At 55.4% G+C, this 26,246-nt stretch carries 22 protein-coding genes and 4 pseudogenes; 20 read left to right on the top strand and 6 right to left on the bottom strand.

All coding sequences use genetic code 11. The annotated features are described in order from the left end of the window. Positions 1-145: 145 nt before the first annotated feature. The 3 genes and pseudogenes from D8767_RS29545 to D8767_RS03630 all read right to left on the bottom strand — a co-directional run. A complete protein-coding gene (locus tag D8767_RS29545; protein ID WP_371858376.1) occupies positions 146-220 on the bottom strand; it encodes a hypothetical protein in 75 nt (24 codons plus the stop codon). Positions 221-311: 91 nt separating this feature from the next. Continuing rightward, positions 312-683: pseudogene (locus D8767_RS03635) on the bottom strand (arginine deiminase-related protein); the annotation flags it as partial. 184 nt (positions 684-867) lie between these two features. After that, positions 868-1,446, bottom strand: a pseudogene (locus D8767_RS03630) (MurR/RpiR family transcriptional regulator); the annotation flags it as partial. A gap of 905 nt (positions 1,447-2,351) precedes the next feature. Here D8767_RS03630 and D8767_RS03625 point away from each other — a divergent pair. From D8767_RS03625 to D8767_RS03570, 13 genes and pseudogenes are all read left to right on the top strand, one after another. Then, entirely contained in the window at positions 2,352-3,113 is a 762-nt protein-coding gene (locus D8767_RS03625) for a class II aldolase/adducin family protein (RefSeq protein ID WP_016712260.1), read from the top strand. A gap of 506 nt (positions 3,114-3,619) precedes the next feature. Beyond that, the gene (locus tag D8767_RS03620; protein WP_016712261.1) at positions 3,620-5,668 is read left to right on the top strand and encodes a hydantoinase/oxoprolinase family protein; all 2,049 of its coding nucleotides are present in this window, start codon (positions 3,620-3,622) and stop codon (positions 5,666-5,668) included. A gap of 14 nt (positions 5,669-5,682) precedes the next feature. Continuing rightward, positions 5,683-7,365 (top strand): hydantoinase B/oxoprolinase family protein, encoded by a 1,683-nt coding sequence (locus D8767_RS03615; protein WP_202799576.1) that lies wholly within the window; start codon positions 5,683-5,685, stop codon positions 7,363-7,365. A 2-nt stretch (positions 7,366-7,367) separates the two neighbouring features. After that, positions 7,368-7,544 (top strand): hypothetical protein, encoded by a 177-nt coding sequence (locus D8767_RS28625; protein ID WP_016712263.1) that lies wholly within the window; start codon positions 7,368-7,370, stop codon positions 7,542-7,544. A 47-nt stretch (positions 7,545-7,591) separates the two neighbouring features. Next, positions 7,592-8,149: an HD domain-containing protein gene (locus D8767_RS03610; RefSeq protein ID WP_016712264.1), complete on the top strand. Its 558-nt coding sequence runs from the start codon at positions 7,592-7,594 to the stop codon at positions 8,147-8,149. A gap of 100 nt (positions 8,150-8,249) precedes the next feature. Continuing rightward, positions 8,250-9,587 carry a cytosine permease gene (locus tag D8767_RS03605; RefSeq protein ID WP_029380233.1) on the top strand — a complete coding sequence of 446 codons (1,338 nt, stop codon included), beginning with the start codon at positions 8,250-8,252 and terminating at the stop codon, positions 9,585-9,587. A gap of 159 nt (positions 9,588-9,746) precedes the next feature. Beyond that, positions 9,747-10,457, top strand: coding sequence for a GntR family transcriptional regulator (locus D8767_RS03600; protein WP_080578085.1), 711 nt, complete (start codon positions 9,747-9,749; stop codon positions 10,455-10,457). Between the two features lie 295 nt (positions 10,458-10,752). Continuing rightward, positions 10,753-11,666, top strand: a pseudogene (locus D8767_RS03595) (IS5 family transposase). Positions 11,667-12,023: 357 nt separating this feature from the next. Further along, positions 12,024-12,689: a hypothetical protein gene (locus D8767_RS03590; protein ID WP_016712270.1), complete on the top strand. Its 666-nt coding sequence runs from the start codon at positions 12,024-12,026 to the stop codon at positions 12,687-12,689. A 277-nt stretch (positions 12,690-12,966) separates the two neighbouring features. After that, entirely contained in the window at positions 12,967-13,299 is a 333-nt protein-coding gene (locus tag D8767_RS28620) for a transposase (protein WP_016712271.1), read from the top strand. After that, the gene (gene tnpB, locus D8767_RS03580; RefSeq protein ID WP_016712272.1) at positions 13,296-13,556 is read left to right on the top strand and encodes an IS66 family insertion sequence element accessory protein TnpB; all 261 of its coding nucleotides are present in this window, start codon (positions 13,296-13,298) and stop codon (positions 13,554-13,556) included. Before D8767_RS28620 ends, tnpB begins: the two co-directional genes overlap by 4 nt. 102 nt (positions 13,557-13,658) lie before the next feature. Further along, positions 13,659-14,855 (top strand): IS256 family transposase, encoded by a 1,197-nt coding sequence (locus D8767_RS03575; protein ID WP_099814356.1) that lies wholly within the window; start codon positions 13,659-13,661, stop codon positions 14,853-14,855. A gap of 448 nt (positions 14,856-15,303) precedes the next feature. Next, positions 15,304-16,105 (top strand): annotated as a pseudogene (locus tag D8767_RS03570) (IS5 family transposase). Positions 16,106-16,156: 51 nt separating this feature from the next. Here D8767_RS03570 and ctlX read toward each other — a convergent pair. Then, complete coding sequence (gene ctlX / locus D8767_RS03565) at positions 16,157-17,095, bottom strand: citrulline utilization hydrolase CtlX (protein WP_016712276.1); 939 nt, start codon at positions 17,093-17,095, stop codon at positions 16,157-16,159. A gap of 32 nt (positions 17,096-17,127) precedes the next feature. Continuing rightward, positions 17,128-18,180 (bottom strand): ornithine cyclodeaminase, encoded by a 1,053-nt coding sequence (locus D8767_RS03560; protein ID WP_016712277.1) that lies wholly within the window; start codon positions 18,178-18,180, stop codon positions 17,128-17,130. A gap of 181 nt (positions 18,181-18,361) precedes the next feature. On the opposite strand from D8767_RS03560, the gene D8767_RS03555 reads away from it, so the two are divergent. The 3 genes from D8767_RS03555 to D8767_RS03545 all read left to right on the top strand — a co-directional run bounded on the left by D8767_RS03555 (position 18,362) and on the right by D8767_RS03545 (position 20,805). Continuing rightward, complete coding sequence (locus D8767_RS03555) at positions 18,362-18,784, top strand: Lrp/AsnC family transcriptional regulator (protein WP_016712278.1); 423 nt, start codon at positions 18,362-18,364, stop codon at positions 18,782-18,784. Positions 18,785-19,145: 361 nt separating this feature from the next. After that, entirely contained in the window at positions 19,146-20,561 is a 1,416-nt protein-coding gene (locus D8767_RS03550; protein ID WP_122048280.1) for an amino acid permease, read from the top strand. Between the two features lie 4 nt (positions 20,562-20,565). Then, the gene (locus D8767_RS03545) at positions 20,566-20,805 is read left to right on the top strand and encodes a hypothetical protein (protein ID WP_016712280.1); all 240 of its coding nucleotides are present in this window, start codon (positions 20,566-20,568) and stop codon (positions 20,803-20,805) included. Positions 20,806-20,854: 49 nt separating this feature from the next. Here D8767_RS03545 and D8767_RS03540 read toward each other — a convergent pair whose 3' ends face one another. Then, the gene (locus D8767_RS03540) at positions 20,855-21,832 is read right to left on the bottom strand and encodes a LysR family transcriptional regulator (protein ID WP_050545241.1); all 978 of its coding nucleotides are present in this window, start codon (positions 21,830-21,832) and stop codon (positions 20,855-20,857) included. A 156-nt stretch (positions 21,833-21,988) separates the two neighbouring features. Between D8767_RS03540 and D8767_RS03535 the strand changes: the two genes are divergently transcribed. Genes D8767_RS03535 through D8767_RS03520 form a run of 4 tightly spaced genes read left to right on the top strand, consistent with a single transcriptional unit; the run spans position 21,989 to position 26,234 of the window. After that, positions 21,989-23,284, top strand: coding sequence for an MFS transporter (locus D8767_RS03535; RefSeq protein ID WP_016712282.1), 1,296 nt, complete (start codon positions 21,989-21,991; stop codon positions 23,282-23,284). 13 nt (positions 23,285-23,297) lie between these two features. Further along, positions 23,298-24,053, top strand: coding sequence for a class II aldolase/adducin family protein (locus D8767_RS03530; RefSeq protein ID WP_016712283.1), 756 nt, complete (start codon positions 23,298-23,300; stop codon positions 24,051-24,053). Then, positions 24,050-24,979, top strand: coding sequence for a glyoxylate/hydroxypyruvate reductase A (locus D8767_RS03525; protein ID WP_029380237.1), 930 nt, complete (start codon positions 24,050-24,052; stop codon positions 24,977-24,979). Before D8767_RS03530 ends, D8767_RS03525 begins: the two co-directional genes overlap by 4 nt. A 28-nt stretch (positions 24,980-25,007) precedes the next feature. Continuing rightward, positions 25,008-26,234, top strand: coding sequence for a Zn-dependent hydrolase (locus D8767_RS03520; RefSeq protein ID WP_016712286.1), 1,227 nt, complete (start codon positions 25,008-25,010; stop codon positions 26,232-26,234). Positions 26,235-26,246: the final 12 nt, after the last annotated feature.

The raw sequence follows: 26,246 nt of genomic DNA, 5'->3' as shown, positions 1-26,246 counted from the left end.
TAGCTGATCGAAAACCAGCGCGGGATAAACTATCTCGCTAATTCTCTCCGCCATTAACCAGGCAGTTTCACACAAACCAAGAATTAAGCCATTTACTTTTCGGCGGTATCATCAGGCGGCCATTTGATTAGTAAGTGCAAGTTAGTTATATGCGCGGCGAAAGGTGGATCCCTGCGATCATACAGCGCACAGATCCCCCTGCCAGTTCGACGGTTGGCACCTGCAGAGGCACCAGACGCGCGGTATGCAATCGGGTCGGCACGATTCGAACGCGCAGTAAAGGCTATACGCGACAAATGGTCGAACACCATGGTCCCCGTTCCCTCCAGAAACAAACCATCGGCCTCAAGTCCTGAGTAGTCTATGACGCCCTGGACGCGATATTCCTTTTTGAGCATCTCGATGACATCGTTTCTACGCTCCCACCGGCGATTGGGCGAATACATTGGATAGATCGCGATGTGTCCGCCGGTGTGGGTAGAAAACCAGTTATTGGGAAAAACAGAGTCAGGCGTGTCATTATTGCCGAGATCTTCGAACAGATAAACACGTACGCCTTCGGTCTCAAGCCGTACGACGGCTTGGGTCACTTCATTGTAAGCCGCTTGTGCGATCGCACTGTCCGCCAGGTGGCTTGCTTTACTTTGGAACTTATTATCGACAGCTGTCTCTGGATTCGGCATGAATAAACGGGGCCGAATCATTACTACAGAAGAAGGTGCCTGAATGGAGCGTCTAGATACCTGCATTTTTTGAATTTCCTAGTTTGTTTATCTAGGACACATGTGCTGAAAAAAAATTGGGGATTTAGGAGTAGTCCGGCAACCTTTTTAAGCAACTCTGGTAGACACCGGGTACAAGTGCCTAGGTTTGATATCGGCGATAGTCAAAAAGCAGTACCAAATCCTGGCGCTGAATGGCGCACATCCGATCTGGAAACTGAGCGTTGTCTTCGAGCGTATGACACCAGGCGCGCAACAGGCGCAAATGACTGACCAGATATCCCGCCAGGAAACTCCTGAGTCGACTGCCAAAGCAGGAAATCTGGTGGCGACTGTCGAGAATCCAGTTAATAAAGACTCGTACGTCTTTAGGCTGAGTCAAATCTAGAGCTTCATGGGGAGTGCGTTCGCTGTCCTGCAGATACAGAGTCCACGCATCGTCTTGGCTGTGGGGAGCCCGGGGTTGAAGCAGAGTCCTAGGCGATCGAAGCCTTTGATCCATTTCACTGGGCAAGACCTCCTGAAAATCAGGGTAGCCGGCAAATCCAAGCTTCTTCACCAAACGAATGATTGTCGGATCGCTGACTCCGGCTTGCTCCGCCAAGCGTGTCATCGAGCCCAGCCCACTATGGGGATATCGGTCGAGCAACACACGGATTACCTTGCGTTCTGAAGGGCTTGGCTTGAGAAATGCTTCGCTAATTTTGTCACGTAAATTCGTCATTGGATCGCCTTCAAAAAGCGCTGTTGTTTTTACTACAGAGTCCAATGAATCAATCCTATTAGAAGCAAACACTACACGTCCAGCACATTTCTCACCACTTGGCGAATTCACTACCCAGGGAAGACGATCGGCTGCCTTGGTCGCGTCGAGCCAGTATGACTGTCGATGGCCGCAGGTATTGGGAGAGGCATGACTAGCCTAGAGAGGCCACGTCGGACACTTAATCGAGCGCGCTCCGAGCATTCAAGGCACCCGGCTCCGTTTCTGCAGCTCTGGAAATCCGAACGAAATTCAGTGTGATTGACGTGAAGGTAGACGCTCCATCACGTCAAAAATTGATATTCAGTGCTGAAGGCAGCACGCAATTAAATACTCCCTCGTTCAAAGATCCGCATCCTGGCGGGCCACCAAACCGACGGATATGCGCGCCGGTACGGAAACAGCATTGGCCCGGGTGATGGAGGTGTTCGGTTGCGGCTAACCCCCACTGTGCTTACGTCTTCGCCATTCGCCGGGCTAACCGGATGAAAGCGCTGGTCCAGCTTCAACCAGTCGAAGAACCCTCGAATCTCTCTAGAGCTTTGGAGCTACCAGCGTAAGCATCCGAGGAACTCACCCACGTCGGCCACGTTCGCTGTGGAGCAATGAATGTGATGGGCCAGATCTGCCAACCACACATGTATAGAAGGCTCCTTCAGCACGTATCCCATCTAACGGTCGCGTGAACAGATGGCTTGAGCCACAAGCACATTTCTCGGCTGACATGACGCCCTTAATTGACAGTTCCCTCAGCAAAGCTCAATCTGTCCACAGTCTTCAGTGGGCTATTTTCACACATCTCAAGCGACAGCCCCCCCCTGCCGCTGGCAATACCAACTCTAAACCACCTCTATAGGAGATATCCGATGCCATCGTTTCCTAATGCTGTGTTTAGCCCATCAGAGTGGGCTCTGAGGTGCGAGCTTGCTGCGTTGTATCGTCTGCTTGCTCACTTCAAGATGACGGATCTCATCGATACCCACATTTCTGTCAGATTGCCCGACAGTGGTGAAGCCTTTCTGATCAATCGGTACGGTGTGCTCTTCCATGAAATCAAGGCCACCGACCTGGTCAAGGTCGACCTCCATGGCGACGTGATCGATCAGCGTGATGGCACCTACCCAGTCAATAAAGCGGGCTTCAACATCCATTCAGCCATTCATAGCGCCCGACCTGATGCTGCCTGTGTCATCCATACCCATACCGCTGCTGGTATAGCCGTCTCGGCTCAGGAGGATGGCCTCCTCCCGCTTACGCAGCATGCACTGAAGTTCTACGGGTGCTTGAGCTACCACGACTACGAAGGCATTGCCCTAAATCCTGAGGAATGCCCGCGTCTTGTCAAAGATCTCGGATCGAACAAGGCCATGATCCTGAGGAACCATGGGCTGCTTACTCTGGGCAGCTCGATGGCAGAAGCCTGGAACCAAATCTACTTCTTGGAAAGAGCTTGCCAAGCTCAAATCCAAGCGCTTGCGGGTGGAGTCAAGCTTCGGTTTCCGTCTGAAGATGTCTGCCGACTAACCGCCATCCAGTCAGCCGATGAGATTAGGGACAATCTGCATCTCCTGGCCTGGGACGCGGCACTGCGATTAGTCGCTGACCAAAAAGCTGAGTACTGCTCCTAGAGAATGAAATCCTGGCATCCCGTCTTGCCAATGTCTTGGCTCTTAGGGATTCCAGACCAGGCCAAGCCGCCACTGCTTTCCCAACCCCCAGGCCTTCGGAGATCAGCAAGTGGCTCAAGCTATCCAAGCGAGCGGTTCGGTTTCCGTGAGAAATCCCTTTCAGTGAAAGCAAAGGTGATGAATAGGGCGGGGGTAAAGGCCTTCACTCTGCATCGGCTACCGCTGATCTGGGCTTCGGGATCATCTGCATGGAGAGTTGACAGCAAAACGCAACGATAGCAAACTGTCCACAGTCTACAGTCCTCAGGACCTTTCAGGCCCAATTCGACGGAAGACAACGCGCTGATCGAAGATGGAATGCGATCAGGAGCAGGACTAGGAAGAAGGTATAACTACAAGAATCAGCTGTATCGACAGTATGCCAAGGCGAATCGATAACTCACGGCTGTTCCAAGCATGATGTAAAACTGCCCCCAACAATTTGTCATAAAAAAGTGGAGCGCCTTATGCGTGAGGACAACATTGTAGGCATTGACATCGGTGGCACGTTCACTGATTTCGTGTCTTATGACGCTACGACCGGCCAAATCGAAAACTGGAAAAATTTGACGACCCCAGAGAACCCCATTGAGGGTGTATTGGAAGGTCTATCGAAAATTGAGTCGATGGAGACCGTCAACAAAGTCCGTTTGGGTACTACAATTGCGACCAATGCCCTTTTAACGCGCAAAGGTGCAAAGGTTGCCTATGTAACTACCTGCGGATTCAAAGATGTGCCTTTCATTCAGCGCGGTGATCGTCGTAGCCATTACGATATCAGCTGGATCAAAACTAAGCCTTTCGTAAGTCGAGCTGATTGCTTCGAAGTGGTAGAGCGGGTAAGCGCACTCGGCGAAGAAATTATCGCTCTTGATGAAAGCGGTGTTCGTGAGATCGCTAAGCAGATTCGTGAAGATGGTACCATCGAAGCAATTGCTGTCTGCACACTTTTCTCTTATGTGAACCCGAAGCACGAAGATCGAATTGCTGAAATCTTGGCAGAAGAACTTCCAACCATTCCGGTTTCGTCGTCTTTCAATGTTCTTCCTAAATGGAAAGAATATGATCGTGCCTCTACAACCATTGCCGACGCTTTCCTCAAGCCAATTGTCCAGGAAAGTTTCGCACGCATCAAGTCGTGCCTTGATGATCTGGGTGTAGGCGACAAGGTTGGAGTCATTAAGTCGAACGGCGGTGAATCCAGCATCTGGGGTGCTGCCGCAACTCCAGTACAAATGGCTCTCTCCGGCCCCACTGGTGCCGTGGTTGCTACCCGCACAGTGGCCGAATTGACCGGCATCAAAAATCTCGTCATTTTTGACATGGGAGGCACGTCTACTGACTGCGCCACCGTCGTGAATGGCCAAGAGAATATCACCACCGATTTCGAAATCGAGTGGGGTATCCCAATTCAAGTGCCGATGATCGACGTACACACCATCGGTGCCGGCGGCGGCTCCCTCGCCTGGATTGATAAAGGGGGCTTGCTACGTATGGGCCCTCAATCCGCGACTTCCGTGCCTGGGCCTGCCTGCTATGGGCGCGGCGGGTTGGAAGCCACCGTCACTGACGCCAACGTGGTTTTGGGTCGGATAAACCCTGACTATTTCTTAGGTGGCCGAATGAAGCTGGATGCGAAGGCAGCGCATCAAGCTGTAGCGCGAATTGCAGACAAACTGCAGATGGCAGTGGATGAAGCGGCAATGGCCATGCTGCAAATTGCCAACAACAACATGTTGGGTGCTCTGCGAACCGTACTGCTTCAGCGTGGCTTGGATCCTCGCGATTTCACTCTTCTGTCTTCGGGTGGGGCTGGCCCCGTGCATGTCTGTGATCTGCTGAATATCAGCGGTATCCCTCAAGGACTTGTCCCGAATTATCCTGGCCAGTTCTCGGCGTTCGGTTTCATCATGACCAACGCCCGCGTAGATAAGCACAGAACTATCCAGCAAGTATCGACCCGCTTCGACGCTGCTTCTGTTGATCAAACGATGATAGGTTTGGTTGAAGCTGCGGTCAAAGAGTTGGTTGATCAAGGCTACGAACAGAACATCCAAGTTCAGCGCTCCATCGAGGCTCGCTATCTTGGCCAAAACCATGGGCTGGAACTCCAAGTGGCTATGGAGACGATCACGGATGAGTCTGCATCGCAGCTTTGGGCAAGCTTCCACGAAATCCACAAGGCTCGCTTCGGTTTCGCCATTCCTGGTGAGACGATTGAACTTGTTACCGTGAAGGTGGTTGCTGTTGCCTCGGCTGAAAAGCCAAATATTCCAAAGCTCCCTGCAGCTACCACTCCTGCTGCATGGATATCCAGCCGTAAGGTTCGGTACGAGCAAGGATGGATCGACACGCCTATTTATGATCGTACCAATCTACTGTGTGGTCATACTATTTATGGACCTGCCGTGATCGAAGAAAGCGCATCTGTAACTATCCTGCGCCCCGATCAGCAGATCGTGGTGAATGAATACGGCTACATGCTTGTTTCGGCAAAAGTTGTGGGGGGTGAATGATGGACATGGTGGCAATGAGTGTTCTCGACTCGACAATGGTGTCCATCTGCCGGGAAATGGGTATCACCCTGCAGAAAACTTCATACTCTACGATTTTCAACGAAGCTCTGGACTTCACTTGTGGGCTTGCAGACATCAAAGGCAATCTGATTGCCGTAGCGGATTTCTGCCCTGCAATGATCGGCGGCATCCCACTACTTGTGCAGTCGTGCCTGAAGGAGATCGATGTGGAAGACCTCCAAGAAGGCGACATCATTCTTCACAACGACCCCTACCGTGGCGGTTTACACACTCCAGAGCATACCTTCTTCAAGCCGATCTTCTTTGAGGGCAAGCTGCAGGGATGGGCGATTGCTATCGGCCACATTGCAGAGGTTGGCGGCATGGCGCCTGGTGGCTTTGCAGGCGAAGCTACTGAAATCTTCCAAGAAGGCGTCCGTATTCCTCCGGTAAAGATCAAGAAAGCCGGTGTAGATAACAACGATATCTGGCGCATGATCCTCGCCAACGTTCGTACCCCTCGCACTAACTACGGCGACCTCCGAGCTTTGATCGCTGCGGTTGATTTGGGTGAGCGGCAGATGATCGAAGTTCTGAAGAAGTACGGGACCGTAGAAGTCCAGCAGATTGTCGGCGATCTGCTCGATTACGCTGAGCGGCGCATGAAGGCAGAGATCGAAGCGATCCCTGACGGTGTCTATGCCTTCGAAGATGTAGTCGAAAGTGACGGTGTTACGCCTGATACAACTTACCGTATCGCTGTGGAAGTTCATGTGCGTGGAAGCCAGATCATCATCGACTACGCCGGCTCTGCTCCACAGGCAAGAGGCCCTATCAACGCAACCTTGGGCGTCTCGACCTCGGCCGCTTACAACGCAGTGTTACACATGACGGATCCTTCAATTCCTCGTAACAGCGGGTGCTTCCGTCCGATCAAGGTGTTGTCGCCCCCCGGCACCATCATGAACGTGGACTTCCCAGCGCCGTCGGTGGGTGGCAACACAGAAACCCATCCTCGCATTACGGGCGCTATTTTGGGGGCGATGGCATCGGCGGTACCCAATCGGGTAATGGCCGCAGAAGGTGCCACTCACTGTAATTTCGTCTTCGGTGGGGTTGATGCGGTCAGCGGCGAATACTTCGCTTGCTATGACCTTGAGACTGTGGGCTGGGGGGGACGTGCCTTCGCGGACGGTAACGATGCCGTTGACTCGATTAACGGTAACTGCCGCACAACGCCTGTCGAGGTCTTTGAGACTCGTTTCCCATGGCGCGTCGAGAAGTTGGCCTTCGACACCGACTCCGGTGGTGCCGGGGAATTCCGCGGCGGCCTGGGCTACTCCAAGGAGATGGTGTGCCTGAACGCGTTGATCACCGTCTCTCAGATGACCGACCGCCATGAGACGAAGCCCTGGGGCCTCAATGGTGGCCTGGATGGCCAATGTGGTGCCACTTTGGTTAAGAAGAAGGGCACTGACATCTGGGAAACCATGTGCGAGGCCTATGGCAAAGTTTCAAGCAGCCGGTACTCGAACGTTTCGATTCTTGAAGGCGACCGAATCAAGCTAAAAACGCCTGGTGGCGGCGGCTTCGGCAACCCTGCGAAACGTAGTCGAGAGTCTGTTGAGCGCGACCTGCAAAATGGATACATCTCGCTTGAGTCGGCTAAGGCTAACTACGGATATCTGGAGAAATAATCATGAAGTTCTCTGAAAACGGCCTCTACATTGAACGATATGTGAAGTGCGCCAATTGTGGGGTGTTGATCTATCCGCAGGACGCCGACAAAAAAGTCAAGATTGACCACAAAGAGCTTTGCTCCGACTGGTGCGTTACCTGGGCTGCTGAACGTGAAAAGCGGGCCGCTAAACAGTAGTTGTTTTAGGGGGCAGAAATGCCCCCATGCAACTCTTAGGAGACAGGATGAAAAAGGTTAGCTTCAAACGTATTGATCAGATGACGCCCAGCGAGTGGAAACTCATTGAGTCTTTCGAAACTGAAGAGCACAGGAGCATGCCCTCGCTGGTAATCGACAGCCTAAAAATGCTCGCTCATGGTGAGCAGCCCTATCAGATTGATCGTCTGCAGCACTCCCTTCAGTCCGCTACGCGGGCCTTTCGGGATGGAGCAGATGAAGAGATGGTCGTAGCAGCGTTGGTACACGACATTGGTGATAGCTTAGCACTCTACAACCATGCTGAAATGGCAGGCGCTTTGATCAAACCCTATGTTTCGGAGAAAACTCACTGGATCGTCCTGAATCATGATGTCTTCCAAGGCTTCTACTATTGGGAGAACCTGGGCTGGAATAAGGATGCTCGCGAGAAGTTCCGAGGTCATCCGTGGTTCGATGAGTGTGATAAATTCTGCCGCGACTGGGACTGCCTATCTTTTGATCCAGAATATGACACTCTGAGCCTTGATTTCTTTGCACCAATGATTGAGCGTGTATTTTCGCGCAAACCGTACTCTCACCGATAATAAAAATAGCAGCGCGCTCTGGTTTTTCCGGAACCATTAAAGACAACTGCCTCGAATAAGATAGTTTCCAGACACTTCAGTTAAGTTCGGAGATATAAAAATGGCGGCCCCTACTAAAAGCGGCGGCGCGGAGCATTCTGTCGCCGTCATACCACTTGATGAACGAGTTAATAAAGTTTCGCTGTCCATGGCATGGTGGGCGGTGTGCAGTGCTATGTTCTACATTATTGTCGGAGGGGCACTGGCTCTAGATTTTGGAACATTCAATGCCATTGTCGGCATGTTGTTGTCCGTGGTGGTATACAGCGTCATTACTTGCGTCATGACCAAGCATGCGATAATGACTGGCCATTCGGTCACCTCGTTCTCTGTAGAGCTTTTCGGATCCAAAGGCTCCGTTTTGGCCGCTATGATTTTGGGCGCAACAGCAATTTACTACGCAGTATTTGAAGGCTCTGTAATCGCGTTCGCTCTCAGCCATTTTTTCTCGAGCATTAGCTACTCTGTGGCTGCACTCCTAGTGGTGATCTATAGTGTCCCCTTGGTTCTTGGCAAAATCCAGGTGTGGCTTGATAAGCTGAACGGATTTCTTCTGCCAATCTATTTAATCGGACTAGCCGCAGCAGTATTTATTTCGGTTTACGAATACGGCTATAAAACCGACTGGATGACCTTTGGCCCCGAAAATCCTTCGCCGTACGGATGGTGGAACTGCTTCGTGTACTATATGGGTGTATGGGTACTGATGCTATTTGCCTATGAATATGCGAAGTTCGGAAAGCCTTCCGACACCCGCTTCCACAGCAAATTCAATTTTGGCTACCCATTCTATTTTGTCACAATTGTGGTAAACGGAGCCTGTGGCATTTATTTGGTTAGCTCGGTTCCTAGCATCGAGAAAATTTCCGAGACCTCCGTTGTTCTCGCCATTCTCAATCTCCTCGGCATCTGGGGGCTTCTATTTGTCTGGGCCACTCAAACAAGGATCAATACCGCGAACTACTTTGTGGCTACGACCAATCTTCGAAATATAGGTCAGATATTCGGCCTGCGACTGAGTTGGGCTGTATGGGCGGCAGTTGTCGGTTGCTTCGTGTACCTGCTTATGCTAGCTGATGTGTTCAAGTATCTTATGGAAGCGCTAGCCTATCAGGGCATTATTGTTGTTGCCTGGGTGGGAGTAGCCCTATGCAAAATTATTGAAGCCAGCGAGGCCAAATTCTCAGCGCCCCCAACCCCAACGAAATCCATCAACATAGGTGGAATTGGCGCCTGGACTGTTGCCTCGCTTATTGGAGTCGCGTTGATGAGTAGCCCCGGACTGTTGGCAACATTTTCAGCACCAGCAACAGCTGTGGTGGCGTATGCCGCAATGCGGTGGGCGTCCAAAGTCAAGGTTAAGCCTGAGGTGCCAGCTGATGCAGGTGAATCAGTGTAAATGACTCGGCAGGCCGTTGTCCGCAGCGGCCTACCCTTAGCTCATTGACACCCATTTCGGAAGGGCGCAGAATTCTGTCCACAGCCGACAGTGCGCAATCAAATATAAGAGTTTACCTGAATCTTGGTTGCGCTTGAATTTCCAAGCCGGGTTATATTCATGAGCCAAGTTTTAACCAGCGTCGTTTCGACACAAGATCTCACTAAATCGACATTGAGCGTTCCTGTGTTAGAGAGCAAGCCCTTGTCGGAACAGGTTACGGAATACCTTTATAAACTGCTGGTCACGGGTGAGCTCAAGGGCGGACAGCGGGTCAATGAAGCTGAGCTGGCTCGGACCCTGAAAATTAGCCGCAATCCAGTGAGGGAGGCGATTCGAAAACTTGAAGAGCGTGGACTGTTGATTTCCAGTCCCCGGCGTGGCACGTTTGTTCGCTCTTTCTCAGCCTCCGATATCCAAGATATATTCACGTTTCGTATTGCCCTCGAGGAATTCGCAATTCGTCAGGCTTTCTCTCTTCTCACGGATGAAGATGTAGAAAGCCTTACGCTGATTGTCCGCCAAATGGAAGCGGCCGCTCGCGCCGGCCATGAAATGGAACTAGTCGAGAGAGATATCGCGTTTCATCAGCGCATCTGTGAGCTTTCGAGAAATACCCAAACGATTCGGGCGTTCTCTAATATTTATGCTGAAATCCAAATATCGATCAGCCTGGTTGAGCACAAGTTTGACAACCTGGTAGAGGCTGCAATTGATCACTGGCCAATCATTGATGCGTTTCGAGCGCGAGATGAGGAAAAGATCATCGAGTCTGTTCGGTATCACATCCGTGATTCGTGGAAGCGAATCAATGAGGCCTACAACTATTAAAGCGGTTTAGGCTTTATTCCATACAGAAGCTTCGACCAAGCCAGCGCAGGCTACTCGGCCTGCACTGAACTGACCAAGTGGTTTGGAAGCTGTGGATAATCCGACAGCCTTTGAGCGATGTGGGTGAAGTACGCCTTTAAGGATTCTCCGATCAAGTCAGCACAGGCCGTCTGACCTGTGCTGAAATAGCCTTCCGTCCAACTGCCCTCTACAAGCCCGCCATTCCATGAGTCAGATGAGCTTTTCCGATTTCGAGTACGCCGGTGAGCGCAAGTAAACCCGCCGCGAGCGTTTCCTGGCCGAGATGGAGCAGGTGGTTCCGTGGAGCGGTTTGGTGGCTTTAATTGAGCCGCACTACCCAAAGGCCGGCGGTGGTCGCAAGCCGTATCCACTGGAAACCATGCTGCGCATTCACCTGCTGCAGAACTGGTTCTCGTTGAGCGACCCAGCCATGGAAGAGGCGCTGTACGAGATCACTTCGATGCGCCAGTTTGCGCGGCTGACGCTCAGCGCTCCGATCCCCGAAGACACGACCATCATGAATTTCCGACACCTGCTGGAGAAGCACGAACTGGCGGCGGGCATTCTGGAAACCATCAACCATTACCTGCGAGACAAGGGCCTGTCGTTGCGCCAGGGCACCATTGTCGATGCCACCATCATTCACGCGCCCAGTTCGACCAAGAACAGGGACGGCAAGCGCGATCCCGAGATGCACCAGACGAAGAAAGGCAACCAGTACTTCTTTGGCATGAAGGCGCATATCGGTGCCGATGCTGAATCGGGCCTGGTGCACCACGTCCACGGCACAGCTGCGAATGTGGCTGATGTAACGGAGGTCGCTCACCTGCTGCATGGCGACGAAAATGTTATCTGTGCCGATGCGGGCTATACCGGCGTAGAGAAGCGACCGGAGCATGAAGGGCGGTGGTGGTCTGGCAGGTCGCAGCCCGCCGCAGTACCTACAAGCACTTGAGCAAACGCAGCGTGCTCTACAAAGCCAGACGCAAGATCGAGAACGTCAAAGCGCAGACGCGAGCGAAAGTCGAACATCCATTTCGTGTGATCAAGCGTCAGTTCGGCTATGTGAAAACCCGCTTCCGTGGCTTGGCCAAGAACACGGCGCAACTGACCACGCTGTTTGCCCTGTCGAATTTGTGGATGGTGCGCCGGCAATTATTGCCTGCTGCGGGAGAGGTGCGCCCGTGAGGGCAGAAAACCAAGGCTTTGACTTGGTTATCCAATAATCAGCGGCTGAAAATCGGGCTTTTCGGCATCCCTCAACCGCCCACTTCCGGCTGATGAGAAACTTGCTCGGAGTTTCCTTAGCGGATCTGAATCATGGCGAAGCCCTGATTTTGGTCCGATTGACGGCTGGAAAAAGGTGTCTGGTGCGATCGAGATGTTGCTCATGGTTCGCTCGCGCAAACTTGTTCGCAGTTTCCAAGGAGCGATGCTTCAATGGTCTACAATCCGGACGACTGTTTGTCGCAAACGCTCGTAGAGCATTGGGGCGTCCGCTAGCTTTGGACGTGACTGGAATACGGCTACGATCTGGATACCATCATGATTTTTCCCACTGAACAGTGCGCTTCCCACCTCGAGCCACTCACGCGCACGGCAGACAATGCCGCCATGTATGCGGCTCTGATGGCAGCGGGATGTACGCATGAGATCTGTGAGCAGTTCGGTAGTACTGTGCCTGGTTACCGTTTGATCCGAGTTGACGATCGGCTGAAAGCTGTTGCCGGCAACGACTTTGAGATTGCGTTGGTCGACGATAGCTCAAAATCGATCGCCTATTATGCCAAAGTCACGTCGGTAGATTTCCCGTGCATCGGTGACCGAACGGTTGTGCGCCATCAGATCTGGCGATCGGCAGACATACGCCATACTCAAGCGCTTCTAGATATATCGCAGGGAGTGCTTTTCAGCTACCTCGTGAAGCACTATGACATCCTCTTGGACGAGGCTGGTATAACTGGTGGTGGAAGATTTTACTGGTCCCGTCAGATCTCACGTGCCATCGACGATGGCTTAGATGTGTATCTGTATGAGCCAGCGACGCGAGCGCTTCGGCCAATTCCAACGCAGAGTGTGCTGAATGGCATAGAGAATCAGAATTCTGCGGGCTCCAGTCAGGATCCCTTGCTAGCTCTCATTTCGAGCTGTACCCGGCAAACCCGCCGGGGCAAAAAGCCCCAGTGTGAAGCGCGTGGTATCAATGTCTAGCTGATGTCGTTGCGGCCGATGCGAATTGCGGCTCGGCCGCAACGGATTTTTTCGATATGTCAAACGCCGTGCAGTACTGCCGAGAAGGTGTATAGCTGATAAATATCTGGGCTTACATATTCAACCTAGGGGGCAGCTGGCGAACGGATGCAATTCTCGCAGGCCACACAATGAAGTATCCGTCCGGCCAACACACCTTCCTGACGCCACCGCCGAAGGCCATGGTGTCCACCTAATTTAAGTGGACACCATTTCTGGCCCTTCAAGTGGATTTCCCATGCACCGTCAGCACCGCATCTACAGCAAATCTTTCAAAGCCCAAGTCATCCAGGCGTGTTCCGAGCCCGGTGCCTCCATCGCCAACGTCGCCTTGGGTTACAGCCTTAATGCCAACCTCGTCCATAAATGGATTCGGCTGCACAATTTGAAAACCACGGCTGTCCAGCCAGCGTTCATCCCGCTGCACCCTCAAATGCTCAGCGCCGGATCGCATGCCCAGCCCTCCAGCATTTGCCTTGAAATCCAACACTCACGCACGCCCATCAAAATGAATTGGCCAGTGGACAGCGCAGCCGCCTGCGCCAGCTTTCTTCGAGAGTTGCTGCGGTGATTCGCATCGACACCATCTGGCTCGCCACTGAACCGATGGACATGCGCGCCGGCACCGACACTGCCATGGCCCGCGTGATTTCGGTGTTCGGTGCGGCGCAGCCGCACTGTGCTTATCTGTTCGCCCACCGCCGCGCCACGCGCATGAAAGTCCTGGTGCACGACGGGCTCGGTATTTGGCTGGCAGCACGCCGACTGCATCAAGGTAAGTTCACCTGGCCAGGTACCCGCCAGATCGTGTCCCGAGAAGTGGTGTAACTGAACCAACCGAGGGCGCCCTGTGGGCGAAAGAGAGTGGTCATCGTGGTTCTTGGCTAACGTTGAGTTTGCGAAGACCTAACACTCACCAGGGAAACCACGATGACCAAGCCCACTATCGCACTGACCGAGTTGGTTGAGAAAGGGGCAGACGCTGATCTGCTCAAGCAAATGATCCAGTTCGTTGCCCAGCGCATGATGGAATTCGATGTCGAAAGCCTGTGCGGCGCCGGCTTCGACGTTAAAAGCCCTGACCGGATCAACAGCCGCAACGGCTACCGGGATCGCCTCTGGCAAACCCGCGCTGGCGATGTCGATCTCAAGATCCCGAAACTGCGTCAGGGCAGCTATTTCCCCGGCTTTCTTGAGCCTCGTCGTACTGCCGAGAAGGCCATGGCGGCGGTGATCCAGGAAGCGTATATCCAAGGCGTTTCAACGCGTTCGGTGGACGAGCTGGTCAAAGCCATGGGCATGACCGGCATCTCGAAGAGCCAGGTGTCACGGCTGGCCGGCGAGATCGATGAACGCGTCCACGCCTTCCTTGATCGCCCTCTGGAGGGCGACTGGCCTTACCTGTGGATCGACGCTACGTCCGTCAAGGTGCGGGAGGCCGGACGCATCGTCTCGGTCGCCGTAATAATCGCCGTGGCCGTGAACACTGATGGTGGCCGCGAAGTCCTGGGCATGCGGGTCGGCCCGTCAGAGGCCGAGCCGTTCTGGACGGACTTCCTGCGAAGCCTGATGCGGCGCGGCCTGCGTGGCGTGAAATTGGTCATCTCCGATGCCCACGAAGGTCTGAAGGCTGCGGTTTCCAAGGTCTTCAACGCGACCTGGCAGCGCTGTCGCGTGCATTTCATGCGCAACGCCATGGCCCATGTCGGCAAAGGCCAGCGCACCATGGTGGCAGCGCTTCTGCGCACGGTTTTCGCTCAGGATAGCCGCGCTGAATGCCATCAACAGTGGCGCCTGGTTGCAGACCAACTGCGCGAAAAGTACCCCAAGATCGCGACACTCATGGACGGCTGCGAGGACGAAGTGCTGGCGCACATGGCGTTTCCCAAAGCGCATCGACAGCAACTGCATAGCACCAATCCACTGGAGCGGCTCAACGCAGAGATCAAGCGCCGCACCGACGTCGTGGGCATCTTCCCCAACGATCCTGCGATCACAAGGCTGGTAGGGGCGATGCTGCTGGAGCAGAACGACGACTGGTGCCTGCAACGGCGATATATGCAGTTGGAGGCCTTTGAATCCGTCAGCGATAATCCACAGGCCAAGCTGTCGGCCGTGATCAACTAAACGGCAAACTCAGTGGCCAGAACCATGATGAGTTACACCACTTACTGGAACACGATCGGAGCACGATAAAATAGACTCGGACTTTGCAGAATTATCCAAACGATGCGCTGGCTTGAAGCAGCTCAAAACCAATGCGCAAGGAAGTGATTGGAACGCCGTCGAGCTGATTTTGTACCCATTGCTGCTCACATTCGCGCTGGCACTTCGCCTGTGACGGACTCCTGCGGACTACCTAAGATAAGCCAAACAGGCTCAGGCACAAGCCCTCTCTACTTGCGGCCTATCTGGCACAACGGAAGTCAATGCCCAGCAACGGTGATACGCGGCTGGATTTAGAAGCAACCGAAAAACCTTAGTTTCTATCTGAAATTCCGAGAAACTGAACTTTCGCCGCTCGGAAGCTGAAATTTTGTGGAGTTTTCAGCCATCTACGGAAAGGAATTCTGTGATGGCGAAGCGCTACGAACTTTCAGATGAGGCATGGGATGTGATCGCTGATCTCTTTACCCCGACTCATAACAGAGGCAGGCCGCGATCCAGTGATCGCCTGATGCTCGACGGCGTGCTGTGGCTTTTGTGCTCAGGTGCTGCGTGGCGGGACATGCCGGAGCGCTTCGGACCTTGGCGAACGGTCTACCACCGCTTTCGGGATTGGCGGATCCGGGGAATCTTCGATCAGATGCTCAAGCGATTACACCTCAAGCTCAACGATCAAGGCCTCATCGACTTGCAGACCTGGATGATCGACTCAACCGCAATTCGAGCAACCCGCGCCTCATCAGGTGCAGGTAAAAAAGGGGGCCTGATGAACCTGCCTATCACCCTTTAGGCCGCAGTCGCGGCGGCCTCACGACTAAAATTCACACGCTTTTCGAAGCCCACGGCGTGCCGGTTCGGTTTCTTCTGTCCGGCGGTCAAGCCAGTGACATCAGCTACGCCAAGCCGCTGCTAGATGACGTCATCATTCCAACGAGCCTGCGCGGTCGGCCTCGCAAGCGCTGCCGCTGGCTCCTGGCCGACAAGGGCTACGACGCTGATGCTCTGCGGCGGTACTGTGATCGGTACCGGGTGCAACCGGTCATACCGCTACGTTGGATGTAGCGCAAACCCAAGCGCGGATGTTTGGCTGGCTGAAAGAAAACCGACGTATCGTGACACGCTTCGACAAGCTCGCGAAAAGTTACGCGGCGATGGTCTCGCTGGCTTGCGTCATGCGATGTTTGCGACACCTCTTTTCAGACAGAACCTAGGCTCCTCACCCCCACCTGGAGAGGGTGGGGATGAGGATTAAGCGGAGGGCCCTACTTTCTTGGAGAGAGGTGGATGCCCGCAATCATGCAACGCACGGAGCCTCCAGCCATCTCGACAGTGGGAACATCGAGCGGTACGAGCCTGGCCGAGCGCTCAATACGACCGCGTTGCTCTGCGGTGAGGCTGTTATAAGCCCTGCGCGAAAGAGCCAAGATGCGCCCGTCCCGCCCGGAGAGCTCAATGGCATTGCCGGCAAACTCATTGATTTGCTGGTTAGTCAGATCAATGACATCACGTCCCGACTCCATCAATCGCATGCGCACTTCCTCAGCGCGAGCCTTGTTTGTGAACGTACCGAAGCCCACCAGAGCGAACTCGGTCGCCACGCACATCAGCACGTTAGTGTGGTAGATCGGCGCCCCCTTTTCGTCTGCTGTATCAAACAACATCGGCTCGAAGTTGAAGTGGGTACTGAAACGCTCCAAGGCAATCGGATTAGCCCGATTTGAACGTGCTGTGTAAGCGACTCTGGACATGTGATCGAAGACCATTGCCCCGGTTCCCTCAAGGAACAGTTCATCCTGCTCAAGCCCCGAGTAGTCGATCACATCTTGAACCCGGTACTCCCGCTTGAGCATCTCAATGACATCCACTCGTCTTTCCCTTCGACGATTTGGAGAATACATCGAGTAAATCGCCACATGCCCGCCTGGGTGGGTCGAGAACCAATTATTGGGGAAGACGGAGTCGGGGGTGTTGTTCTCACCAAAGTCATCAAACAGGTGAACCCGCACACCCTCAGCTTCAAGCCGGCCCGCGGCCTGCGTGACCTCGCCCCGGGCAATCTCGGAGAGCGCTTGAGCAGCGATCTCAGAATTGGTGCTCTGGAATGAGTTATCTGCTGCCGTTTCCGGGTTGGGGGTGAAAGTATGTGGCCTGACCATCACCACTGCCGCAGGTGCCTGAATCGATCGCGTAGGAAATGCCATCTCGAAATTCCGATGTGTGCCTGATCTTGGAGTTATGCTACGCGTCGGATGCGTTTCTTGGCAGCCCGACCACGGGTATGGCTGAACAGATCCTTGGGATCATCCTCAACCCATGGCACCAGATCGATCTTCGTCCCCGCACCACGTTTCTCAGCTTGCTGCAGCACGTAGCGCAGTACCGAGTAGTCCTCAAGAGCAAAGCCCACGGAGTCAAACACCGTAACTTGCTCAGCGCTTTGGCGCCCTTCCTGTTCGCCCGTCAGCACTCGCCAGAGGTCAACGACAGGCGAGTCTGCTTCAAGCTGCTGGATGTCGCCTTCGATACGGGTTTGAGGCTCGTATTCCACGAAAACCCTGGCCTTGCGCAACACATCAGCGTGAAGCTCGGTCTTACCGGGGCAGTCACCACCAACAGCGTTCAGGTGCATGCCCGGCTCAAGCATCTCCGGTGTGATAATGGTTGCGTAGGCCTTGTCGGCAGTCACGGTGGTGACGATGTCCGCACCCCCTACTGCATCGGCAACACTCTGGGCACGCGTGATTTTGAGCTCTGAATATTCCTGCAGGTTTCGGATCAGTTTCGCGGTGGCAAGAGGATCGGTGTCGAAGGCCGCGATCTCCTGGATGCCGAGATGCTTATGGAAAGCCAGGGCCTGGAACTCACTCTGGGCGCCATTCCCGATCAATGCCATCTTGCGAGAGTTCGGACGGGCGAGTGCTTTCGCCGCCATCAACGAGGTCGCGGCAGTACGCAGAGCCGTCGCGATTGTCAGCTCGGACAGCAGGACGGGATAGCCAGTGTCGACATCGGCCAAAACCCCGAATGCCATGACTGTATGCAGATCTTTGAAAGTATTGGATGGATGGCCGTTCACATACTTGAACGCGTACTTACTGTTGTCAGCCACTGGCATTAACTCAATCACCCCAACATCTGAATGACTCGCGACACGGGCGGATTTATCGAATTCCGGCCAACGCTTGAAGTCCTCTCGGATGACCTCAGAAAGCTCTCCCAGGAACTGGACTACTCCAATGTCATGAACCAGATCAGACATAGTTGGAACATCGATGAAATGCGTCATTGTTTTGCACCTTATAAGTGCGCCCGCTCCCAGTCAGTGCACAGCGAGCGCCAGATATATTTTTGCCAACCCCAAAATTATGATGAAATATTGGTACAAATTGAAGCATACAGGTTGCCAGATTTATCAGATTTCTGGACAATTTGCTTACCCAACCTAGCAGTATGGCCAGCGCAGAATTATGGACAGCATTGATCGAGAACTCATCGCCCTCCTCCGAGACAACGCTCGACTCCCCATCATGACACTAGCCAAAAAGCTCAAGGTCGCTCGGGCTACCGTTCAAAACCGCCTCACCAAGCTGGAAGACAGCGGCATCATCATGGGCTACACGATCCGCCTACAATCAGACGCCATCGAGCGGGGAGTAAGGGCAATCACCAGTATCGGTATCAGTGGACATCACGCTGCAGAGGTCAAACACGCGCTGCGCGGGCATCCCAACGTGGTTGCCATTCATACAACCAATGGCCGCTGGGACCTCATGGCAGAGCTCCGCGCCGAAACACTCGAAGCCTTTGACAAGGCGCTGAACACCATCCGATCCATCCCCCACATCGAAAACACTGAAACCAGCATCCTGCTGTCGACGTTCAAAATGTAGGGAGATAGTAGGCTTTAGCACCAAAGCTGTGCAGCTGAGCAGAATGCTCAGCGAGCTACGCAGAATGCTGAATGAGCCCTCTAGGGCTGACGTTTTGTAGCGTTCCTGTTGACAACAGTGGCTGGCAGAATGGGCACTTCCCAGCCATTAGGGCGAAAGCCGGCAACAAAACAACAATAACCTTACACCGCTACTGAGATCTAATTATCTGACAATTTAGTCAGGTTATTCCTTCGGGATTACTGTTTTCGTCAGCGTAATCACGAGCACCTCCACTTCATGAGGTGCCCACGCGCATATAATCACCTTCCGTAAGGTATGGTGTATTAGGTTTCTATAAAAAAAGAATAAGAGGTCAATTATGCATCAATCGTGCAATTCGCAAGACGCGATACATGGCGACCGTCGAACACTTAAGCGACGATTGGAAAACAGACACATCCAGCTAATTGCCATCAGCGGCGCCATTGGCACAGGTCTATTCATGGGTTCCGGGAAGATGATCGCCCTTTCCGGATCATCAATCATCTTAGTCTACGCAATTATTGGATTCTTCGTCTTCTGCATCATGCGAGCAATGGGCGAGATGCTCCTCGCCAACCTTGAAATGGGCTCGTTCGCAGAGCTCGTCCATCATCACCTGGGCCCACGCGCCGGGTTCATTCTCGCCTGGTCTTATTGGCTTAGCTGGGTGGTCACCGCAGTGGGTGACGTAGTAGTAGTCGCCGGATTTCTTCAATACTGGTATCCAGATCTTCCTACCTGGATTCCGGCATTCGGCGCGATGTTCCTGCTCGTAGCGCTCAACATGCTCGCCGTCAAAGCCTTCGGCGAGGTGGAGTTCTGGTTCGGTCTGATCAAGATCATCGCCATCGTAGCCCTCGTGCTCACCGGCCTTTACATGGTGGCCACCTCCTACACCTCCCCTGGTGATGTGACTGCGTCGTTCAGCCACCTGGTCGAGCCGGGCGTGATGATGCCGCACGGCGTGTTGGGCTTCCTGGCCGGCTTCCAGATCGCCATCTTCTCGTTCGTAGGCACCGAACTCATCGGCACCGCTGCAGCTGAGGCCCACAACCCCGAGAAAACGCTCCCCAAGGCCATTAACACCATCCCGCTACGGATCTTACTGTTCTACATCGCTGCGCTCGCCTGCATCATCAGCGTGATCTCCTGGGCCCACGTGCCTGCGAACCGAAGCCCCTTCGTCGAGCTGTTCCTGCTGGGCGGCTTGCCAGCGGCTGCCGGGATGATCAACTTCGTGGTGATGACGTCTGCGGCCTCCTCGGCCAACAGCGGCGTGTACTCTGGCTCTCGCATGCTCTACGGCCTATCGCACAACAAGCAGGCTCCTCAGACCTTCGGACGTCTGTCAGATTCAGGCACTCCCATCCGGGCACTGATGTTCTCCGGCCTGTGCATGACCATCGCGCTGACGTTGCTGTTTGTGATCCCAGACGTCATGGCGGTCTTCACCCTAGTCTCTACCATCTCGGCGGTCATGGTGATCGTGACCTGGTCATTGATCTTGCTGTCGTACCTCGCCTACCGCCGCAGCAGCCCTGAAGCCCATCAGCGATCAACCTTCAAGCTCCCCGGCGGCAAGCTCACTGCGGTGACGTCACTGGTGTTCCTGATGTTCGTCCTGTGTCTGCTTGCACTTGAAGCAGATACCCGCACCGCCCTGTATGTGATGCCTGTCTGGTACATCGGCTTGCTGCTGGCCTATCAGCGCAGCGCGAAGGCATCCGGCCATGTAGCCGTATCGGCGTTATGAGGGGATGCCCGTGAGCTCGACCACAGGCATCAAACTTGACGCTCTGACCAAAGAGCGCATCAGGGAAGCAGCAGGCTCGCTTGACCGAACGCCTCACTGGTTCATGAAGAAGGCCGTGATGTACTGGCTGGAGCGAGTTGAGGCGGGTGCCAGCGTTGCTGACATGCTGAACGAGGTCGAGCTCAAGGACGATGATCGGCTGAACAGCGTGCTGACCCGGCAGCGACTGCTGAACGCCGACTAGCGAAAGGTAACGACCGCAGCCAGTGCTGCGGTCGTGTCACTTGGGCCCCTCAAACGAGCGAGGCCTGAGCGAGACAGTGCTGAAAGCTCTCCAAGAACACCGTCTCCGCCATGGTCATCCTCTGCTCCCTGTTCCAGAGCAGGTGCAAGTCCACATCGACAATCCCTTCGTAGGGCGGCAGCCGCCAGAGCAAGCCTTTCTCCAGATCCTCATGGAGAAGGTGCTCAGGCATGCAACCCACTCCGTAGCCGGCACACACCAGCCTCTGGACTTCCTCGACGCTCGGCGAGGAAGCAACGATGCGCCCGGTGAAACCATGCTGATCGCGGAACATCGCAAGCGGCGAAAGGTTGCCGCCCAACTGGTCGCTCACGAAGCTCACAAAGTTCTCCCCACGCAGGGACTCGAGGCTGACATCGGTGCGCCCGAACAGCCGATGTCGCACACCACAGAAGAACGCATAGCGCTGATTGAGAAGCAGGCGCTGCTCCAGCTTGGGCTGAGGTATACGACACAGACCAACACCTGCCGTGGCGGTCTTCTGCAGCAGAGAACTGATGATGTCGGCACTGCGCATGACATCAATCTCCAGCTCGACTCGCGGGTGAGCCTCGTGGAAGTCACCCAGAAAATCGTCATAGACCCGCGACTGCACGCGACTGACGCTCAGGATCCGCACCTTCCCCACGACCTCATCGCTCCCTTTCTCAACAGCCGCACTGATACGTGACACGTCGCCATAGATATCGATGGCGATACGCAGCACTTCCTCCCCGGCAGCCGTCAGGTCGAAGCGCGGGCCACCTCGAAGAATGAGGGCACAGCCAAGCTGCTCTTCAAAACGCCTAAGCGCCTGGCTAACCGCTGACTGGGTCACATGCAACCTTGCTGCAGCCCTACTGATGCTGCCCTCCTGGCCAATCGCAAGGTAGGTACGCAGCAGGTTCCAGTCCAGGCGGTCGTTCAGAAATCGACGCCCTTCCCATTTGTTGACCAAAGCATCAGATCTTGAAGTTGGCGGATTCATTTACGGGCCCATTAGTAGAGCTGCTAATACGACGGATAAGAATTAGCAAATTGACTAATCATAGCCCCAAGGCGATAAATCCCGAAAGCGCCGAACAGAGCGCAACCGGTACAGCCAAACCTGCCCACCTGCCTATAACTCTAAGAAGGGCCTTGCATGCATACGTCAAACCAGCCGCGTCGTGCGGCGGCTGCCGCATTTGTCGGCACCACCATCGAGTTCTACGACTTCTACATCTACGCCACGGCGGCTGCACTGGTACTGGGTCAGGTGTTCTTCCCGAGCAGCAACCCTTTGCTCAGCACCTTGGCGGCATTCGGCACCTTCGCCGTAGGCTTCATTGCCCGACCGATGGCAGGCATGGTCTTCGGCCATCTGGGCGACCGTCTGGGCCGCAAGAAAATGCTGCTGGTCACCATGGTGCTGATGGGCCTGGCCACCACAGGCATTGGCCTGCTGCCCAGCTACGCCTTTGCTGGCATCTGGGCCCCCATCGGACTGATTGCCCTTCGAATTGTCCAGGGGATCTCTGTCGGTGGTGAGTGGGGTGGTGCCGTCCTGATGGCCAGCGAGCATGCGCCGGCCAAACGCAAAGTGTTCTACGCCTCGTTCGCTCAGCTCGGCAGCCCGGCTGGCCTGCTGCTCGCGCTGATCGCATTCCGCCTGGTGTCTTCCTTGGAGCCCGAAGAGTTCCTGAGCTGGGGTTGGCGTCTGCCGTTCCTGGCCAGTGGCGTCCTGATGCTGGTGGGTCTGGCTATCCGCTTCGGCGTCGAGGAAAGCCCTGAATTCCAAGCCGCCAAGGCCAAGCAAGAGGTCGTCAAATACCCGGTGCTGGAAGTGGTACGTGACTGCTGGAGGCAGATCCTGTTTGCCGCTCTCGCGGTGACCATCGGCTCTGCCGGCTTCTTCTTCACGAACACCTTCATGATCACCTACGTCACCACCTACCAGGGTATCCCTCGAGCAACCATCCTCGACTGCCTGTTCCTGGTGACCATCCTGCAGTTCCTGACTCAGCCACTGGCCGCGCTGCTGGCTGAACGCATTGGCGAAGGCCGCTTCCTCAAGCTGGTAGCCCTGCTGTGCATGGCTGTGCCCTACCCCATGTTCATGCTGGTCGGCACCCAAAACCTGGTGTTGATGACAGCCGGCATCGCCATGGCAGTGGTCACGCTCTCGGCACTGTATGCAGTGATCGCCGGCTACATGACCCAGGCCTTCCCTGCTCACCTGCGCTACTCCGGGATCTCTCTGGCCTACCAGTTGATTTGCGCTATCGCCGGGGGCAGCACGCCGATCATCGGCACGTTGCTGGCCGACCGCTTCGCCGGCCAGTGGCTGCCACTCGCCGTGTTCTTCACCGCGCTCTCCACGCTTTCTTTGATCGGCGTCTGTGGCCTCTCTCGCCTGCGTGGCGAGCAGCAGCAACCCACCCCCGCCATCGCTCGTTAAATCAGGAGTTTTCATGAGCAAGCCGCACAACATTAGCGATGTCGAATGGCAGGCACGCTGCGAACTGGCCGCGCTGTACCGGATGGTTGCGCACTTCCGCATGACCGATTTGATCGACACCCACATCACCCTGCGTATTCCTGGGCCTGAGCATCACTTCCTGATCAACCAATACGGCGTGATCTTCGACCGGATGCGCGCCAGTGATCTGGTACGCATCGACCAACATGGCAATGTGGTCGACCAGGCCAATGGCGAGCGCCGGGTGAACGCGGCTGGCTTCGTGATCCACTCGGCGATCCACATGGCACGACCGGACATGCACTGCGTGATCCACACCCACACCGCAGCCGGCATCGCCGTCTCGGCTCAGGAGCACGGGTTGCTCCCGATCAGCCAGCACGCGCTGAAATTCTACGGCAAGCTGGCCTACCACCAGTACGAAGGCATTGCCCTGTCTCTGGATGAACGCGAGCGCCTCATCGCCGACCTCGGCACGCACAAGGCAATGATCCTGCGAAACCACGGCCTGCTGGCCGGCGGCTCCAGTGTTGCCGAGGCCTTCCACGAGATTCACTTCCTAGAGCGCGCCTGCCAGGCGCAAGTACAGGCATTGGCCGGCGGCAGCAAACTCATCTACCCCAGCGAAGAAGTCTGCCGCCACACCGCCGCGCAGTTCCAACGCGACGAGTCAGCGCAAATCATCAGCCTGAGCTGGAACGCCGCCCTGACCTTGATCGAACACCAACGCGAGTCGTACTGCTCATGAAACCGCTGGTACTGCTTTCAACCGACCAGGCACTTCTGGGCCAACTGCAGTCTGCCTTCGCTCGCAGTGCTCCCCAGCTACGCGTAGTGCTGGCCAACGATCCCGCAGCCCAGGAGGCACAGGTAGCCGCATGCTGGTTCCCTCCCGTAGGTAGCCTCAGCGCATTACCCAACCTGAAGCTGATCCACTCGGTGGCTGCAGGTGTTGATCACCTGGCCAACGACCCGAGCCAGCCAGCCTTGCCAGTGTGCAGAGTCGTAGACCCAGCTCACCGCCAAGGCATGGCGGAGTATGTTCGCTGGGCGGTCATCCACTACCACCGGGACTTCGACCGAGCACTTGCCCAACAGCAGCAACAGGTATGGCAACGTCATCCTCAACGCCTCGCTGGTGAATACCGCATCGGCGTCATGGGGCTCGGCTCCCTTGGAGGGGCTATTGCCGGCGAGTTGGCCGAGGCTGGGTATGCTGTCCGAGGTTGGTCGAGGAGTGCCAGACAGCTGAGCGGCGTGCGCACATTCTCGGGCCCAGCGGAGTTCGACCAGTTCCTGGATGGTCTCGACCTGTTGATCAACCTGCTGCCATTGACCGATGCCACTCGCCGCATCCTCTGCCAGAAGACCTTTGAAGCCTTGGCGCCAAACGCGGCAGTGATCAACTGCGGACGAGGGCAGCACCTGCAGGTAGATGACCTGATCAACGCCGTCAACAGTGGCCGACTGCGCGGTGCGCTTCTCGATGTGTTCGAGAAAGAGCCGCTGCCTTTGGACAGCCGCCTCTGGAACACGCCGGGAATCGTCGTCACACCCCACATGGCCTCATGCGCTTCCCACGACTGTATTGCCCAGCAAGTTGCCGAGAACGCTCGGCGTCTGGCCTGTGCTGAACCACTCCTGAACCAAGTAGACCCCGCGCTCGGATACTGATCCCACCGCCTGTTTGAGGATTCACATCATGCATACATGCAATGGCACACGGCTGTGGGACAGCCTCATGGACATGGCCAAGGTCGGCCCAACCGCCAAAGGCGGCAACTGCCGCTTGGCACTGTCGAAAGAAGACCGAGACGGACGCGAGCTGTTCGCAAGCTGGTGCCGCGAGGCCGGAATGAGCATCCATGTTGATGCCATCGGCAACCTATTCGCCCGCCTGCCAAGCCGCAATGACGCCCTGCCCCCTGTGGTCATGGGCAGCCATTTGGACACCCAACCGAAGGGCGGTCGCTTCGATGGCATCTACGGCGTACTTGCCGGCCTGGAAGTGATACGTAGCCTTCAGGACAAAGGCCTGCAGCTCGAGCGCCCATTGGAAATCGCGGTCTGGACGAACGAAGAAGGCGCTCGTTTCACTCCTGCCATGCTCGGATCGGCGGTGTTCACGGGCGAGCTGCCCCTCGAGCAAGCGCTGTCCAGCCGCGATGCTGAAGGCGTCAGCGTTGCCGAAGCGTTGGAGCAAACCGGCTACGCAGGTGAGCTACCTCTGGGCCGTGAGTTCGACGCGTACTTCGAAGCACACATCGAGCAAGGCCCAATCCTGGAGGACGCCGGCCTGCCCGTAGGGTTGGTCACGGGTGGGCAAGCGATCTGCTGGCTGGACATCGAGATCAGTGGCCAGGCCGCTCACGCAGGCACCACGCCAATGCCTCTGCGCCGCGACTCCTTATTCGGCGTAGGGGAAATGATCACCGCACTGGAACAACTGTCACGCGACTTTGCGCCCAAAGGCCTTGTTACCGTTGGCCAATTGCAGATCGCTCGCTCTTCCCGCAACACCATCCCTGGCCACGTGGCGTTTACCCTCGATCTTCGCAACCACGAAGATGCCGCCATCGCTGACATGGAAGCCAGCGCCCGTGCACTCATCGACCAAATCGCCACCAAGCGTGGCTTGGAAGTCCAGATCAACCGTCACTGGCTGAGCCCGGCCACGCCTTTCGACCCGGCCTGCATCGATGCAGTACGCAAAGCCATCGAAGGCCTGGGCTACCCGTACCAGCCAATCGTCAGCGGCGCCGGCCATGACGCCATCCACCTGGCCCGTCACTGCCCAACCACCATGGTGTTCATCCCCTGCGTCGGCGGCCTGAGCCATAACGAAGCCGAAGACGCCTTGCCCAACGACGTGACCATGGGCTGCGACGTACTGCTCAACGCCGTGCTGACCCGCGCCGACAGACGCTGACTTAACCAGATC

It is taken from the genome of Pseudomonas sp. LTGT-11-2Z, from assembly GCF_003691445.1.
GTDB classification, from domain to species: Bacteria; Pseudomonadota; Gammaproteobacteria; order Pseudomonadales; family Pseudomonadaceae; genus Aquipseudomonas; species Aquipseudomonas monteilii.
The sequence above is the reverse complement of the archived record's forward strand: the minus strand, read 5'-3'. Positions and strand labels throughout refer to the sequence as shown.

Bases quoted from the DNA above. Each gene is read 5' to 3' on its own strand.
- D8767_RS03545 (WP_016712280.1), top strand. From the start codon at position 20,566: ATGCCCGTGAGCTCGACCACAGGCATCAAACTTGACGCTCTGACCAAA.
- D8767_RS28620 (WP_016712271.1), top strand. From the start codon at position 12,967: ATGCACCGTCAGCACCGCATCTACAGCAAATCTTTCAAAGCCCAAGTC.
- D8767_RS03605 (WP_029380233.1), top strand. From the start codon at position 8,250: ATGGCGGCCCCTACTAAAAGCGGCGGCGCGGAGCATTCTGTCGCCGTC.
- D8767_RS03610 (WP_016712264.1), top strand. From the start codon at position 7,592: ATGAAAAAGGTTAGCTTCAAACGTATTGATCAGATGACGCCCAGCGAG.
- D8767_RS03575 (WP_099814356.1), top strand. From the start codon at position 13,659: ATGACCAAGCCCACTATCGCACTGACCGAGTTGGTTGAGAAAGGGGCA.
- D8767_RS03560 (WP_016712277.1), bottom strand. From the start codon at position 18,180: ATGACGCATTTCATCGATGTTCCAACTATGTCTGATCTGGTTCATGAC.
- ctlX (WP_016712276.1), bottom strand. From the start codon at position 17,095: ATGGCATTTCCTACGCGATCGATTCAGGCACCTGCGGCAGTGGTGATG.
- D8767_RS03625 (WP_016712260.1), top strand. From the start codon at position 2,352: ATGCCATCGTTTCCTAATGCTGTGTTTAGCCCATCAGAGTGGGCTCTG.
- D8767_RS03590 (WP_016712270.1), top strand. From the start codon at position 12,024: ATGATTTTTCCCACTGAACAGTGCGCTTCCCACCTCGAGCCACTCACG.
- D8767_RS03530 (WP_016712283.1), top strand. From the start codon at position 23,298: ATGAGCAAGCCGCACAACATTAGCGATGTCGAATGGCAGGCACGCTGC.
- D8767_RS03555 (WP_016712278.1), top strand. From the start codon at position 18,362: ATGGACAGCATTGATCGAGAACTCATCGCCCTCCTCCGAGACAACGCT.
- D8767_RS03520 (WP_016712286.1), top strand. From the start codon at position 25,008: ATGCATACATGCAATGGCACACGGCTGTGGGACAGCCTCATGGACATG.
- D8767_RS03525 (WP_029380237.1), top strand. From the start codon at position 24,050: ATGAAACCGCTGGTACTGCTTTCAACCGACCAGGCACTTCTGGGCCAA.
- D8767_RS03615 (WP_202799576.1), top strand. From the start codon at position 5,683: ATGAGTGTTCTCGACTCGACAATGGTGTCCATCTGCCGGGAAATGGGT.
- D8767_RS03600 (WP_080578085.1), top strand. From the start codon at position 9,747: ATGAGCCAAGTTTTAACCAGCGTCGTTTCGACACAAGATCTCACTAAA.
- D8767_RS28625 (WP_016712263.1), top strand. From the start codon at position 7,368: ATGAAGTTCTCTGAAAACGGCCTCTACATTGAACGATATGTGAAGTGC.
- D8767_RS03550 (WP_122048280.1), top strand. From the start codon at position 19,146: ATGCATCAATCGTGCAATTCGCAAGACGCGATACATGGCGACCGTCGA.
- D8767_RS03535 (WP_016712282.1), top strand. From the start codon at position 21,989: ATGCATACGTCAAACCAGCCGCGTCGTGCGGCGGCTGCCGCATTTGTC.
- D8767_RS03540 (WP_050545241.1), bottom strand. From the start codon at position 21,832: ATGAATCCGCCAACTTCAAGATCTGATGCTTTGGTCAACAAATGGGAA.
- D8767_RS03620 (WP_016712261.1), top strand. From the start codon at position 3,620: ATGCGTGAGGACAACATTGTAGGCATTGACATCGGTGGCACGTTCACT.